The sequence below is a fragment of the Methanothermobacter crinale genome, assembly GCF_055397825.1.
This window is the reverse complement of record NZ_AP042450.1, coordinates 634,542-648,256: the sequence shown is the minus strand read 5'-3', so window position 1 is coordinate 648,256 and position 13,715 is coordinate 634,542. Positions and strand designations below refer to the sequence as shown.

Here is a 13,715-nt window from a genome sequence, read left to right as displayed (position 1 = left end):
ACATATCCCCCCGTGTGGGGGGGAATCTCTATTCTGGTTCTACTCTTATGGCATCGTTTGGGCATACATCCATGCACACCTCACATTCATTGCAGTCTTCTGGATCTTGAACCTCTAACCTATCATCAACTATTATTAGTATTTCCATTGGGCATAGATCGGCGCATTCTCCACATGCATCACATTTGTCATAATCTATAATTATCTTTGCCATCTTTGATTCTCCTCTGCCTTGTGAATATAATCCCTTAAGCTTTTACTATAATATAAAACTAGTGTAGGGGGGAGCTATCATTCCCACTATAGAACCATGGTAATAATATTATCTTATTGTGTTATGACCAGCCCTCTCTTTTTTTGTTGAAGTATTTAAGTCAGTTCTTACTATTGTATATAGAGGTGATGAATCGCCGTGAGGGTCAGCAATGAAAAGGATAAAAATCGTTGAAACAGCATTCAGAGATGCGCATCAATCACTCCTTGCAACCCGTATGCGGACACGAGACATGTTACCCATAGCCGAAGAAATGGATAAAGTGGGCTTTTTTTCATTAGAGGCATGGGGTGGTGCAACCTTCGATACTTGTATAAGGTACCTTAATGAGGATCCATGGGAACGCCTAAGAAAATTAAAGGAAAAAATCAAAAAGACCCCTATACAAATGCTCTTAAGGGGACAGAACCTTGTAGGCTATAAACACTATCCCGATGATATAGTTAAAAAGTTTGTTGAAAAAGCCTACGAGAATGGTGTTGACATCTTCAGGATATTTGACGCCCTAAACGATATAAGAAATATGGAATATGCCATTAAAGTGGCTAAGGACCAGGGAGCCCACGTACAAGGGACAATATGTTATACGATAAGCCCATACCATACACTTGAAAAGTATGTGGAATTCGCCAAGGAACTAGAGGCCTTGGAATGCGACTCAGTCGCTATAAAAGACATGGCCGGTCTAATATCACCACATGACGCTTATGAGCTTGTCAAGGCACTTAAAGAGGAGACCAGCTTACTAGTGAACCTTCATTGTCATTGTACGAGTGGGATGACCCCCATGAGTTACTATGCCGCGTGTCAAGCCGGTGTTGACATACTAGACACTGCAATATCACCCTTATCATGGGGTGCTTCACAACCCCCAACCGAAAGCTTAGTAGCCGCCCTCAAAGACACACCATATGACACAGGCCTCAACCTCAAAAAACTGACCCAAATAAAAAAATACTTCGAGGAAATCCGGGAAAAATACAAGTCTATCCTAGACCCAATAGCAGAACGTATAGATACAGACGTCCTCATATACCAAATACCAGGGGGTATGCTATCAAATCTCGTAGCCCAACTCAAAGAACAAGACGCTCTCGACCGCTACGACGACGTCTTGAAAGAAATGCCAAAGGTGAGAAAGGACATGGGATACCCACCCCTGGTAACACCCACGAGTCAAATTGTTGGAATACAAGCTGTTATGAACGTGCTCTCAGGTGAAAGATACAAGATGGTATCAAACGAAGTCAAAGATTATTTCAAAGGATTCTATGGGAGACCACCAGCACCCTTAAACCCAAAAGTAGCCGCTAAAGTAATAGGGGATCAAGAACCCATAGATTGCAGACCAGCCGACCTACTAGAACCCCAATTCGAAAAATACAAGAGAGAAGGTGAAAAACTTGGGATAATCCGGAAGGAGGAGGATATCCTAACATTCGCACTCTACCCAACCATAGCACCAAAATTCCTCCGAGGAGAAATAGAAGAAGAACCGTTAGAACCGCCAAAAGAGGCCATCGCCGGACCTGCCGAGGCTGTTCCAACCCAGTACCTTGTAGAAGTAGACGGGGACGAATTTGAGGTCAAAGTGATACCCACGGGTTATCTGACCATCGAAGAAAAACCTGAAAAACCAGAAGAACCCATAGAAGGTGCAGTAGAATCCACCATGCAAGGAATGATCGTGAAACTAAAAGTTAAAGAGGGTGACATCGTGGAAGAAGGAGACGTTGTAGCAGTGATAGAGGCCATGAAAATGGAAAACGACATACAAGCACCACATTCTGGTGTTGTGGAGAAAATATACACCCAGGAGGGGGAGAAAGTAGAAGTAGGGGATGTCCTCATGGTGATAAAATAATCAAAGCCTATATCTTGTAGGATCTTCTATCCCTGCAAGTTTAAAGGCTCTTTTCCTCCTCATACAAGACTCGCAGAGGCCACAATGTAATCTACCGCCCTCATAACAAGAATATGTAACCTCAAAGGGCACATTAAGCCTATGACCTTCCTCTATTATCTCCTTTTTAGTATAATCTATTAAGGGCGCTTCCACCTTAACATCCGCGAAGACACCTGATTCAAGGACTCTGTTGAATGCCTCTAAGAATCTCTTGGAATTGTCAGGGAATGTTCTCGCCTCCTCCCTATCCCAGCCTACTATGATGGCTCCAGCATCTAGTGCATCTGCATATGCTGCTCCAATAGAAGTGAATACAAGGTTGCGAGCCGGAACCCAAACAGCCTTGGCAGTTTCATCAGCAACACTACCATCTAATTCATCCATGGCGGGTTTTGGTATCCTCTTTTTTTTGTCTGTGAGGGCTGAGCCCCCGAGTTTTTTGAGCCATGGCAGTTTAATCATATGATGCCTAAAACCATAAGATCTACATATCCTCTTGGAGGCCTTTATCTCCATTTTTGAGCTTCTCTGACCATAATCGAAAGTTAAAGCGTGTATGTCATATTTTTCTGCTAATTTTATTGTGGCCACGGTCGAATCAAGACCCCCTGAGAGTATGCTAATAGCCTTCAATCTTGTTCACCATTTCTCTTTTGAATTGTTCTTCTGCTATTTCCATGACTTCACGGAGTGGGAGTCCAATCTTTGATGATATTCTTTTCGCATCATCATATTCTATGCGTGCGCTTATTATCTCAGAGTCTAGGAAGGCTACTTTGAAGTTCACTGTCCATTCCCCTTTGATGTTAACTTTAAATGGTATTTTCTCCCTTTTGAGGATTGTTCTATGTACTTGTGGGAATATTCTGATACCAAGTGTCCCTGTCTCTTTGAATATCCTCCTCAGTATATTTTCCTGATCTTCTGGTTTGGATATGACCCTTAAAAGGTGGCCTGGTCTGTTCTTTTTCATTAATATGGGTGTGATTGTCACATCAAGGGCTCCTTCCCCTATAAGATCATCAAAAAGGTTTCCTATTACTTCACCGCTTAGATGATCCAAGTTTGTCTCGAATAATACTATTTTATCCTCTTCCAGGCTCCTTTCGCCTTTCATGATCCTGAGTATATTGGGGAATTCTTGATCCATTTTACCCGCGCCATAGCCTATCTCCACCACCCTGATAGGTGGGAGGAAATTCTTGAATTCATCCACCATGTTAACGAGTAAAGCGGCTCCTGTAGGTGTTGCAAGTTCCACTTTAGCAGGTCCTCCATGGATAGGGGCTCCTTTGAGAATTTCGAGAGTTGCTGGCGCTGGTATGGGGATCCTGCCATGAGATGATATGGTTGAACCTCCCCCCAAGGCTACTGGGAGCGAATAAACCTTCTCCTTGTCAAGTCCTAGGCTGAAGTATGCGAATGCCGCTCCGAAAACGTCCGCAACAGCATCTGACGCTCCCACTTCATGGAAGTGTATATCATCTAAGGATTCTCCATGGATTTTTGCCTCAGCTTCTGCTATAGTATGGAACACTCTCCTAGAAAAGGATATTATCCCATCATCTATGAGCGGGTGGTTAATGGCCTCAATTTTTTCCAAGAATTCAGGATATCTAAGATATGGCATGGAGGCTTTTTTCACCTCAACATAAGTGGCTTTTATACCCGCCTTTTTAACATCAGAAACCTTAACATCAACACCCCCAAAATAAGATGCTGCGGCCTCCATAACCTCCATAGTCTCCTCTGGGTTGGCTCCCAAGTCTATGAGAGCCCCTATGATCATGTTACCTGCCACGCCGGCTAATTGGGGGTCTATAATCACTACCATATGGGATCAGTTATGGTGGTGAATTCACGATTATGCGCTTTACAGGAACTTCCAAGAGGGTGTAACGTTTATCAGAAAGCTCATCCTTGAATCTTTCTATTATACCCTCTACCTGTTCCTCATCGACAACAGAACAGATAAGTATAGCATCCCTTGCATGGTTCCTTATAAGTGATATGGCAGATTCTGGATCCTCCCTAACAATGAACCCACTCCACTCACTAGGTGAAATACCTTTATATTCCACTATATAGAATCCTGTGACACCCTCCTCTGCGAGTATATTTATAACCTTGCCAAGATTTTCAACTTCAATAAACACCCTAAGATGCACCTTCATAATATCACCAAAGTTTAGATATGTGAAGATGATTAAATAAAACATTTGGTGATCCCCGATGCAAATTATAAAAGGTGAAACCAGCATACAATACAACAAAAACAAGCTAACCATAGAAAACATCCATGGACTGAGGCTACTAGGAGTATGTGAGACAAAGAGTGGCTTCCATGAGACAAAAAAGGTGACATATCCTGGTAAGGATAAAATAAAGGGGATATCCGCGGGCAATTTCAAACTCTTCCTAAAGGATTTTAAGGATATAACCTGTACCATGGGGATTGGAGACTCACTACTAGACCTCATAATATTCATAGATGATAAAAAAAGCCTAGAAGAGCTACTATCATATCTCAAAATAGTGATAGAAGTCAAGGATAGGATACTAGGACCCCTAAACAAGTTCTACAAAACCAATACCATCCTCATAATAAACAGAGAAGGCCAACCAGGAAACTGCACCAGGAGGAAATTAAAAAATTGCATAGAAGAAAGCCTCCTTACAATGCTAAAAGACAATAACATAACTATCCTAGATCAGTTAAAAGAAAAAGGCATAAGATTGGACGAGCTCATAGAGGCAGGAGTCAAACTCTGCGTAGGAGTTGAAATAAACAAAAAATTAAAAGAAAAGGTCAAAAGGCAACTGATCAAATCATTATCCGACATTAACGTTATAAGCCTAATATTAGCCGCTATAAGAGCCGAGGAAGACTTCCAATATCATAGAATAAAAGATGTGGACATAGATGATGATCCAGCCCACCTCTACGCCGATGAAGTCCTAGGGATGGCCGTCGCCAACCAAATCGCTGGTACAAAGGCAATATTCAACTTTAAACGTTACGATGAAGAAAAACCGGGTATAATAGGTAGATTAGGGCCCATGGTAGATGATGTTATCGCGGGTCTCATCGCAGGTTCAATGTCAAAAATCTTCGAAGAATGATAAACATGCTACGTGAAATAATAGGCCTACTATCATTCCTAACAATACTACCAGTAAAAACACACACTAGCATACCACAAATTGCAAAATACACATGGCTCTTCCCAGTCATGGGAGCCATCATAGGACTCACAGGAGGACTCCTCGCAACCCTCCTACAACTGATAGGATTGCAATCAATTATAATGGCTAGTCTAGTCTATGGATTCCTAATCTGGTTTAATGGCTTCCATCACCTCGACGGCCTCATAGACATGGGCGACGCCCTAATGGCCCACGGAGGCCCAGAAGATAAAATCAGGATAATGAGAGACGAACGCATAGGAACTGGGGGATTAGGCTTATTCTTTATAGTTGCCGTCACAACATTCACATGCATTTATTCAATACCCACAAACCAACTCCCACAAATGATAATATTAGGGGAAGTGGGTGCTAAAATGGGCCTTGTAAGTTCATGCATCATATCAAAGCCACTAGACGAAGGGATAGGACGTCACTTCATAATAGAAATGGACAAAAAAAGGTTCATAGTATCATCCATCCTATCATTTATCCTCGGCTTTCTACTACTCAACTATCAAGGTATAATAGGAATACTCACAAGTATAATCGGGGGCTTATTCATTGGGACAATTGCGAGAAAAAACTTTGAATATGCAACAGGAGACGTTCTCGGCGCATCCAACGAATTCAACAGAATGCTAACACTAATCATACTAGTATTCGCTAGTAGGTGAATAGGATGACGATAAAAGTTTTAAGATTGGGCCACAGGAAGGCCAGGGATGCGAGGATCACAACACACGTGTGCTTAGCTGCCAGGGCATTCGGCGCCTCAGAGGTGATCATAAGCGGAGAACACGACAAAAAACTCATAGAGAATGTAAATGACGTTACGGAAAGATGGGGGGGACCATTCAAAATCTCTTATCAAAAAGATTGGAAGAAAATCCTAAAAGAATGGAAAGGGAAAATAATACACCTTACAATGTATGGAATACCCATACAAGACATTATAAAAAAAATCAAAGAAAGCAATAAAGACAAAATAGTAATCGTTGGGGGGCCCAGAGTACCAGGGGAAATATTCAAAATAGCCGATTTTAACGTGGCAGTCACGAACCAGCCACATTCAGAAGTTTCCGCACTGGCAGTGTTCCTCCACATGTTCTTCGAAGGAGAAGAACTAAAAAAAAGATTCAAAAACCCTAAAATAGAAATAATACCCTCAAAGAATGGTAAAAAGATCATGGGGGGTGGAAAATGATAAAATTAATTGATAACCTTATCATCCAAGAAAAACTTGGTAGAATACGCCGTAAAGGGATTGATCCAGCACACTTCAGGCACGGTCTAACCGAAATTGGACGTTACATGGCATACGAATTTGCCAATACATTATCCTATAAAAAGGCTAGAGTCCAAACCCCACTAGGTGTCGCCGAAACCCTAAAAATCATAGATGAGATCATAGTTATAAGTGTTTTGCGAGCATCACTACCATTCAGTTATGGTATAATGAAAGTATTCCCAGAAGCCCAACATGGGATAATCGGGGCATGGAGAGAAGACACAAGCCCATTCAAAGTTCACATTGACTACTTCAAAATACCAGGAGTCCAAGACAAGACAGTGATAATAGCAGATCCAATGTTGGCAACAGGAAACACCATGAAACAGATACTAGAAAGACTAGAAACCCTCAACATTAAAAGACTTGTAATATTCAATGTAATATCGGCAAAAACAGGACTTGAAAGGATAAAAAGGTTCAATATAGAAGTTTACACTTGTTCCATCGAAGAAAAACTTGACAATTCAGGTTACATTATACCAGGCCTTGGCGATGCCGGGGATCTTGCATTCGGGAAACCATCAAAGACCATAAGCCTCAAATGATGGACTTTCCATGGGCAATCGCAACTATACCAGGGAATCCCTCAACTTCCAACTCATAGAAGGCCTCTATACCCTCCTCTTTATATGCGACTAGTTTCTTCGACCTTACCCTGCTTGTAAGCAGCGCCGCCACAGGAGGCATGACCACAAATATCGCACCAACCTCATCTAATGCATGTATAGTCTCATCTTTGAGAGCCCCCTTCCCAATGTGTATAAGAACACCTGCAGATGCCAAAGATGGGATACTCTCCTCGATATCCTCCTTGTTACTGCTTGTTGGGGCAATACCAGCATCACTTACAGCTGTGTGCATTATAGCCGCGCCCTTCAAATCTACTGGTGACCTGCCAGATTTCACAGCCTCCACAAGCCTAGGTAAAACAGCATCTCTACCAGTATAAATTTTACCACTTAATAAGATCCTATCACCAACTTCCAAGGATTCCAAGTTAGCAGCTGTGGATGGTGCTCTTATTTCCTTCATATGCTTGTAAGATCCTCCATGAAAACTTCTATATGCTCCTTCTTGATATGTGGCATTAAAACTATCCTCACAGCTGGAGGATATGATGAAATGGACACAGACCATCCCTTTAATCCAAGTTCATAGGCGAGGGCCTCTGGGGGCATTTCAGGTGAATTAAAGGCCACAATATTTAATTGAGGTTCTGTCACAAGCTCAAACCCACATCTTTTAAGTTCACGGGCTAAAAAGTGGGTTGTATTCATAGAATCCTTAACAACCCTCATATACCCCTCACGCCCCATATACTTCATTACAGCCCATGTCGCAGCTGCTGAAGCCCCGCTACGCGTCCCCACTATAGTTGATTGCTGTTTCTCTGTAAGATATGGCGTTTCAATACTCATAGAATCAAGATACTCCTGCCCCCTGAAAACTATACAACCACTTGGTATGGGGGCTAAACCCATCTTATGCGGGTCTATAGTAACAGAGGTAACACCCCCCAACCTAAAATCGAAATCAGGAAGATCATATCCAGCTTCCTTCAAAAAGGGTATTATGAATCCCCCAAGGGCCGCGTCAACATGCAAGTATATACCCTCATCTTCACATAATCTTGAAAGTTCTGGTATTGGATCTACAAGTCCAAGTTCAGTTGTCCCAGCAACCCCTACAATAGCAACAGTATTAGATGAAATGAGCTCCCCAACAGAATCAACATCAACCCTATAATCAGGGCCGAGCATGGCCTCCTTCAAATTTAACCTTAAGATCTCGGCAGCCTTTTTAAAGGAGAAATGAGCCGACCTAGGAACTATTACCTCTGGCTTCGCAAGGCCGGTAATATTGCGGGCTGCGCGCATCGCCATCAAATTAGCCTCAGTGCCCCCAGTTACTACATGCCCCACTACATTAGGGTCGCCGAGGAACTCCCCAATCATCCTTATCACATCCCTTTCAAGGGCCCTTGTACCCTTAAAAAGGCCAGGATCTCCAAGATTAGACTCTATGAATTCGCAGAAGACTTCCTTTGCAATAGGATGGGGGCTAGTACACATTGACCCAAGTATCCTACCTGAATCATATGTTAGGTCTTCCTCTTTAACCCTTCTTAAAACTTCTAAAACTTTATCTTTACTGAGGCCTCTGAAGTCCATTTCCATGACCCAAAGGGAAAAAATAGGAAAGTTTTATCCTATTAGTTTTCTCGCCGCTTTTAACATGATCTTTTGCTCTATCCTTGCAACTGTCCTGCGAACTTCCTCAACCGCGTCTGTATTAGCGGATACACTATCGATTCCAAGTTCGACTAGTCTTTCAACTATCCAGGGTATGCTCCCTGCCTGGCCGCATATGCTTGTCTTAACACCAGCCTCCTTACACTTCCTTATAACCCTTTCTATGAGTTTCATGACCGCTGGGTGCCCTTCTGTGTAAAGGTCGGCGACCAGTTCATTGTTCCTATCAATTGCAAGGGTGTATTGCGTCAGGTCGTTTGTACCGAAACTTACAAAGTCCACCCCAATATCTATGAAATCTTCAATTATTAATGCAGCTGCTGGCGTCTCAACCATTATACCAAATTCAACATCCCGGTGTGGTTTGAGACCGACTTCCTCTGCAATCTCTTTGGCCTTCCTTAGCTCGTCTGGGTGTTGTACAAGTGGTATCATTATACCAATGTTAGTGTATCCTTTCTCTCGCAGCCTTTTAATGGCTTTGAACTCGGCTTTTAGGATTTCGGGCTCGTCAAGCTCCCTTCTAATACCCCTCCAGCCTAGCATTGGATTGTGTTCGTATGGTTCGTCTTCCCCGCCTTCTAATGTTTTGAACTCATCTGTGGGAGCGTCCAATGTTCTATACCATATAGGTTTGGGGTAGAATGCATCCGCAACCTTCATAATATTCTCAACTAATATTTTAACTAGTTCTTCTTCTCTCCCATCCTTTATGAACTTCTTTGGGTGGACTCCAGGTGTTAACATCATGTGCTCAGTCCTTAGGAGCCCCACTCCATCGGCTCCAGTGGCCGCTGCTTTCTTAGCGGCTTCTGGCATGCTTACATTAACCTTAACCTCTGTGACAGTGAGTAATGGAGCCTCTGGTGGGATTTCCCTTATTAGCTTTTCCTCCTCTTCCTTGGGTGCTGCGATTTCTCCTTCGTATACTATGCCCTTGGCACCGTCCATGGTTATAACCTGGTTGTCTTTGAGTTTACGGGTTGCGTCACCGGTTCCTACTATGCAAGGTATGCCAAGTTCCCTTGATACTATTGAAGCATGACATGTGACGCCTCCTTCGTCTGTTAGGATGCCGCTGGCTCTTCTCATCGCAGGCACCATATCTGGTGTGGTCATCACGGTTACGAGTATGTCCCCTGCCTGTATCTTGTCAAGTTCATCTATATCCTTTATTATCTTAACTTTACCAGAAGCTAGGCCTGGACTAGCACCCAGGCCCTTTAATATGATCTTTTTCTCTTCTTCTATTTCTCTTTCTTCAGGGACTTCCATTTCTTTCAATGTTGTAACTGGCCTTGATTGTAACATGTATACTTTTCCTTCTTCTATGGCCCACTCTGTGTCCTGGGGGAATTTATAATGTTCGTGGATTTTCCTTCCAAGGTCTGCAAGTTTCGCTATTTCCTCATCTGATAAAACCCTCTTTTCCCTCATATCATCTGGTACTGGGATTTTAACTGTTCTACCATCTTCTCTCTTGAACATCACATTCTTTTCACCCACTTTGAAATCTAAAAGCTCCCCTGTAGCTTTATCAACTGAATATGTGTCTGGGGTAACCGCCCCTGAGACTACAGCCTCTCCCAGACCCCATGACGCCTCTATTAATAAGATGTCTTCGCCTGTGGAAGGGTGTGCTGTGAACATTACACCAGCCTTTTCCGCATTCACCATCTCCTGGACAACCACTGCAATTGAAACCTTTGCATGGTCGAAGTTGTTCTGCTCCCTATAGAATATCGCTCTCGCCTCGAATAGTGAAGCCCAACACTTCTGAACATGCTTCAGCACATCCTCCGCCCCTTTTATGTTGAGGAAAGTTTCTTGTTGGCCGGCGAATGACGCCTCTGGCAAGTCCTCTGCCGTTGCGGATGAACGCACAGCAACATATACATCCTCTCGGCCTATGCGCTGGCATAGAACATTATAGGATTCTATTATAATAGTTTGTATGTCCTCGGGCACTTCAGTAGATACTATAATATCTTTTATTTCCTCGGAGACTCTCTGAAGTTCCCTTGTATCATTAACGTCCAAGTCCTCAAGCAAGCCCATAACCTCTGGGAACAAGCCAGTGTCCTTCATGAACTTATCATAAGTCTTAGATGTCACAACAAAACCTGGGGGAACTGGTATGCCGGCTTGGGTTAGTTCACCAAGGTTAGCCCCCTTACCTCCAGCGATAAGCACATCATCCTTGGTGAGTTCTTCAAAAAAAGCCACGAACTTCATATTATCACAAAAAGGGATAGATGGTATTTATTTGATAAGTTCTTCTCCTCGGTCGATTATTATCTTGCAGGGTACTGGGAACTTCATCGCAGCTCTTCTAAGAGCCTCTTTAGCATCTTTGAAGTTTCTCTTATTAGTCTCAATTGTCATTATTCTCTGGTTTTTCTTGACTAATGCAACAGAGCTTACTGGTTTGCCGAAGGCCTTTCTCATACCATCCTGCACACGGTCGGCCCCAGCACCCGTGGCCATCGGATTCTCCCTTATGATATGGTGTGGATAGACTCTAATCTTCAAATGGTAGCCCATCCTACCAGCTTTCCTTTGCATGTACCTATTCGAGGCTATCCTCGCCGCTTCAAGAGCATTATGTGTGATCTGGGCAGGAGCTTTAACAGCCAAACTTAAGGATAAAGGAAAAGAACCTGACAAATTGCCCATATCATACTGGACTATCTTCACTCCCGGAATCTTCCTAATATATTCACGTCTAGTATATGCACGGACCATAATAATCCTCCCTCATATTTTATATGATAAAAATCTACCTTATTAAAATGAATTTCTCCACCTCCCTTAATAAACTTTTATCCCATGGATCACCCAAATAATATTCTTAAGTTACAAAAATTTGAAAATATCATAACACCCCCACAGGTAGGGACGTGCCCAATGATAATAAAGGTAAAAATCAGATTAAATTATGAAAACAATGAAATTGCTCGGATAACATTTAAAGCCCTTGAACCAGACAATCGAGGTTTCATAGATGGTGAAATACTAGATAATAGCATAATATTCAAGTTAAAAGGGGAATCCATAGGTAGTATACGTCAAAGTATCGACGACCTACTGGTATCTGAGATGATAATTGAAAATATGGTGATCAAATGAAATTTAAACTCAAAGGAAGGATGATCCTCAATAGAAATGCGTCACCCGCAACAGAAGAGATAAAAAAATTCATAGAAAAAGCCAACGAAGACTTGCTGTTAAGGGGTTCAAAGGAAGAAAAAGAAGCTTCAAAGATAACCCAATGGGAGCTCAAGGACAAAGAAATCCGATTGACAATAGTATCAGGTAGGAGGGTGAGGGCCCATGACGGACTCCTAAGACTCAAAAAACCGTTAACACAATTACTAGGGCCAAAATATCATATCGGGGTCCGTAAAATGGTCGTGGATGATTATACTTTCAGCATAACAATACCCCAGAGCGTCCCTGGGGAAAAATTGGATGAGATCAGAAAACTGCCCTTCGTGGACATGCTAAAAATTGAAAAAAACACTTTAAAGATCCGTTTCAAGCCATTGGATGAAAAAGAGCTTAGAAGACACGTTGTTGACCGTGTAGTTAAACAAGTCCAAAACCTCTTGGAATTTGAAGAAGACCTAACAGTGAAGGTTACAAAGGCAAAACCAGGGGAGATAATAGCAAAAAGCAAACCATACAAGCCGCTATTCACCGACGACCCAACAAAAGAGGCTATGAGACGTGGATGGGTTAAAAAATTCCCAGGAAGGGGACAATGGTTTTACACACCACCCATCACAGCCCTCCACAGAGCCCTCGAAGAACTTGTAATCCAAAAAATCGTCAAACCACTAAAATTCCAAGAATGCCTATTCCCAAAACTCATACCACTACCCATAATGCAAAAAATGAGATACCTTGAAGGACTGCCAGAGGGAATGTACTATTGCAACGCCCCACGCAGAGACCCTGAAACCTTCGAAAAATTCAAAAGAGAACTCATAATAAAAAAAGAGATACCCATAGACCTGCTCAAAAAAGGCCTGAAAGAGCCGGGATATGTTATCGCACCTGCCCAATGCGAACCATTCTATCAGTTCTTATCCCATGAAATAGTAGACAAAAAAAGTCTGCCAATAAAATTCTATGATCGCAGCGGATGGACCTACCGATGGGAAGCCGGAGGCGCTAAAGGACTAGACAGAGTCCACGAATTCCAAAGAATAGAACTAGTCTGGCTTGGAACACCAGAACAAACAGAAAAAATAAGAGATCAAACCGTTGAACTATCACAGAAACTATCAAATGAACTTGAACTAGAATGGTACACCGAAATCGGAGACGACCCATTCTACCTAGAAGGGCGGAAAGTAGAAGAAAGAGGCATAGAATTCCCAGACATACCAAAATACGAAATGAGAATAACACTACCAGGAGAAGAAAAGGGCGTGGCTGTCATATCAGCTAACGTACACGGCACGCACTTCATAGAGGGATTCTCAATAAGAGAAGCCCGCGGAGAAAAAATATGGACAGGATGCACTGGCATAGGCCTCACAAGGTGGGTGTTCGGATTCCTAGCCCAAAAAGGCTTCGAAGCCGATAACTGGCCGAAAATAATAAAAAAACGGATAGAAAAAGTTGAGATACCCCCAATAATAACCTGGCCATGAAACTCCCCCCCTACCATCATTTCTTCATACTATTAGAAAAACCCTCCAACCATTTCACTTTTTTAATATTTGAAATGTTAAATCCCCCACACCTGGGGGAAACTTTATACTATCCTTCTGACAATAAATTAGAAAGAGGAGG

Annotated in this window: 15 protein-coding genes; 7 read left to right on the top strand and 8 right to left on the bottom strand. The window is 42.5% G+C overall.

What is annotated here, in order from left to right; all coding sequences use genetic code 11:
• Nucleotides 1–28 precede the first annotated feature (28 nt).
• On the bottom strand, nt 29–214 hold the full coding sequence (locus tag ACZ5XX_RS03895; protein WP_464585843.1) for an ATP-binding protein: 186 nt from the start codon (nt 212–214) through the stop codon (nt 29–31).
• Between the two features lie 211 nt (nt 215–425).
• Here ACZ5XX_RS03895 and oadA point away from each other — a divergent pair, with 211 nt between their 5' ends.
• Nucleotides 426–2,138: a sodium-extruding oxaloacetate decarboxylase subunit alpha gene (gene oadA, locus ACZ5XX_RS03890; protein ID WP_464585841.1), complete on the top strand. Its 1,713-nt coding sequence runs from the start codon at nt 426–428 to the stop codon at nt 2,136–2,138.
• Here oadA and queC read toward each other — a convergent pair whose 3' ends face one another.
• From queC to ACZ5XX_RS03875, 3 genes are read right to left on the bottom strand one after another with little or no spacing between them, the layout of a single operon-like run.
• The gene (gene queC, locus ACZ5XX_RS03885; protein WP_464585839.1) at nt 2,139–2,813 is read right to left on the bottom strand and encodes a 7-cyano-7-deazaguanine synthase QueC; all 675 of its coding nucleotides are present in this window, start codon (nt 2,811–2,813) and stop codon (nt 2,139–2,141) included.
• Complete coding sequence (larC, locus tag ACZ5XX_RS03880; protein WP_464585835.1) at nt 2,800–4,014, bottom strand: nickel pincer cofactor biosynthesis protein LarC; 1,215 nt, start codon at nt 4,012–4,014, stop codon at nt 2,800–2,802. The genes queC and larC overlap by 14 nt, the downstream gene beginning before the upstream one ends.
• Before the next feature lie 10 nt (nt 4,015–4,024).
• Complete coding sequence (locus ACZ5XX_RS03875; protein WP_464585832.1) at nt 4,025–4,354, bottom strand: MJ1244 family protein; 330 nt, start codon at nt 4,352–4,354, stop codon at nt 4,025–4,027.
• 58 nt (nt 4,355–4,412) lie between these two features.
• Between ACZ5XX_RS03875 and ACZ5XX_RS03870 the strand changes: the two genes are divergently transcribed.
• Genes ACZ5XX_RS03870 through upp form a run of 4 tightly spaced genes read left to right on the top strand, consistent with a single transcriptional unit; the run spans nt 4,413 to nt 7,205 of the window.
• Nucleotides 4,413–5,303, top strand: a complete 891-nt coding sequence (locus ACZ5XX_RS03870; RefSeq protein WP_464585829.1) for a phosphatidylglycerophosphatase A — start codon at nt 4,413–4,415, stop codon at nt 5,301–5,303.
• A 5-nt stretch (nt 5,304–5,308) separates the two neighbouring features.
• Entirely contained in the window at nt 5,309–6,043 is a 735-nt protein-coding gene (gene cobS / locus ACZ5XX_RS03865; protein ID WP_464585827.1) for an adenosylcobinamide-GDP ribazoletransferase, read from the top strand.
• A gap of 5 nt (nt 6,044–6,048) precedes the next feature.
• Nucleotides 6,049–6,573, top strand: coding sequence for a tRNA (cytidine(56)-2'-O)-methyltransferase (locus tag ACZ5XX_RS03860; RefSeq protein ID WP_464585825.1), 525 nt, complete (start codon nt 6,049–6,051; stop codon nt 6,571–6,573).
• A complete protein-coding gene (gene upp / locus ACZ5XX_RS03855) occupies nt 6,570–7,205 on the top strand; it encodes a uracil phosphoribosyltransferase (RefSeq protein ID WP_464585823.1) in 636 nt (211 codons plus the stop codon). Before ACZ5XX_RS03860 ends, upp begins: the two co-directional genes overlap by 4 nt.
• Here the strand turns inward: upp and ACZ5XX_RS03850 are convergent.
• The 4 genes from ACZ5XX_RS03850 to rplJ are packed head-to-tail and all read right to left on the bottom strand — an operon-like array spanning nt 7,198 to nt 11,657.
• A complete protein-coding gene (locus ACZ5XX_RS03850) occupies nt 7,198–7,692 on the bottom strand; it encodes a fumarate hydratase C-terminal domain-containing protein (protein WP_464585820.1) in 495 nt (164 codons plus the stop codon). The two genes, upp and ACZ5XX_RS03850, sit on opposite strands and share 8 nt — an antisense overlap.
• The gene (mfnA, locus tag ACZ5XX_RS03845; RefSeq protein WP_464586207.1) at nt 7,689–8,831 is read right to left on the bottom strand and encodes a tyrosine decarboxylase MfnA; all 1,143 of its coding nucleotides are present in this window, start codon (nt 8,829–8,831) and stop codon (nt 7,689–7,691) included. Before mfnA ends, ACZ5XX_RS03850 begins: the two co-directional genes overlap by 4 nt.
• Before the next feature lie 33 nt (nt 8,832–8,864).
• On the bottom strand, nt 8,865–11,147 hold the full coding sequence (gene ppsA / locus ACZ5XX_RS03840; protein ID WP_464585818.1) for a phosphoenolpyruvate synthase: 2,283 nt from the start codon (nt 11,145–11,147) through the stop codon (nt 8,865–8,867).
• A gap of 27 nt (nt 11,148–11,174) precedes the next feature.
• On the bottom strand, nt 11,175–11,657 hold the full coding sequence (gene rplJ, locus ACZ5XX_RS03835; RefSeq protein WP_464585816.1) for a 50S ribosomal protein L16: 483 nt from the start codon (nt 11,655–11,657) through the stop codon (nt 11,175–11,177).
• 162 nt (nt 11,658–11,819) lie between these two features.
• Here rplJ and ACZ5XX_RS03830 point away from each other — a divergent pair, with 162 nt between their 5' ends.
• Together ACZ5XX_RS03830 and serS are read left to right on the top strand one after the other, a co-directional pair.
• Nucleotides 11,820–12,041, top strand: a complete 222-nt coding sequence (locus ACZ5XX_RS03830; RefSeq protein WP_464585814.1) for a KEOPS complex subunit Pcc1 — start codon at nt 11,820–11,822, stop codon at nt 12,039–12,041.
• Nucleotides 12,038–13,573 carry a serine--tRNA ligase gene (gene serS / locus ACZ5XX_RS03825; protein ID WP_464585812.1) on the top strand — a complete coding sequence of 512 codons (1,536 nt, stop codon included), beginning with the start codon at nt 12,038–12,040 and terminating at the stop codon, nt 13,571–13,573. Before ACZ5XX_RS03830 ends, serS begins: the two co-directional genes overlap by 4 nt.
• The last annotated feature ends 142 nt before the right edge of the window (nt 13,574–13,715 follow it).

What these genes read in the sequence shown, in the direction of transcription:
- ACZ5XX_RS03895 (WP_464585843.1), bottom strand. Translation starts at nt 214, where the DNA reads ATGGCAAAGATAATTATAGATTATGACAAATGTGATGCATGTGGAGAA.
- oadA (WP_464585841.1), top strand. Translation starts at nt 426, where the DNA reads ATGAAAAGGATAAAAATCGTTGAAACAGCATTCAGAGATGCGCATCAA.
- larC (WP_464585835.1), bottom strand. Translation starts at nt 4,014, where the DNA reads ATGGTAGTGATTATAGACCCCCAATTAGCCGGCGTGGCAGGTAACATG.
- ACZ5XX_RS03875 (WP_464585832.1), bottom strand. Translation starts at nt 4,354, where the DNA reads ATGAAGGTGCATCTTAGGGTGTTTATTGAAGTTGAAAATCTTGGCAAG.
- ACZ5XX_RS03870 (WP_464585829.1), top strand. Translation starts at nt 4,413, where the DNA reads ATGCAAATTATAAAAGGTGAAACCAGCATACAATACAACAAAAACAAG.
- cobS (WP_464585827.1), top strand. Translation starts at nt 5,309, where the DNA reads ATGCTACGTGAAATAATAGGCCTACTATCATTCCTAACAATACTACCA.
- ACZ5XX_RS03860 (WP_464585825.1), top strand. Translation starts at nt 6,049, where the DNA reads ATGACGATAAAAGTTTTAAGATTGGGCCACAGGAAGGCCAGGGATGCG.
- upp (WP_464585823.1), top strand. Translation starts at nt 6,570, where the DNA reads ATGATAAAATTAATTGATAACCTTATCATCCAAGAAAAACTTGGTAGA.
- ACZ5XX_RS03850 (WP_464585820.1), bottom strand. Translation starts at nt 7,692, where the DNA reads ATGAAGGAAATAAGAGCACCATCCACAGCTGCTAACTTGGAATCCTTG.
- mfnA (WP_464586207.1), bottom strand. Translation starts at nt 8,831, where the DNA reads ATGGACTTCAGAGGCCTCAGTAAAGATAAAGTTTTAGAAGTTTTAAGA.
- ppsA (WP_464585818.1), bottom strand. Translation starts at nt 11,147, where the DNA reads ATGAAGTTCGTGGCTTTTTTTGAAGAACTCACCAAGGATGATGTGCTT.
- rplJ (WP_464585816.1), bottom strand. Translation starts at nt 11,657, where the DNA reads ATGGTCCGTGCATATACTAGACGTGAATATATTAGGAAGATTCCGGGA.
- ACZ5XX_RS03830 (WP_464585814.1), top strand. Translation starts at nt 11,820, where the DNA reads ATGATAATAAAGGTAAAAATCAGATTAAATTATGAAAACAATGAAATT.
- serS (WP_464585812.1), top strand. Translation starts at nt 12,038, where the DNA reads ATGAAATTTAAACTCAAAGGAAGGATGATCCTCAATAGAAATGCGTCA.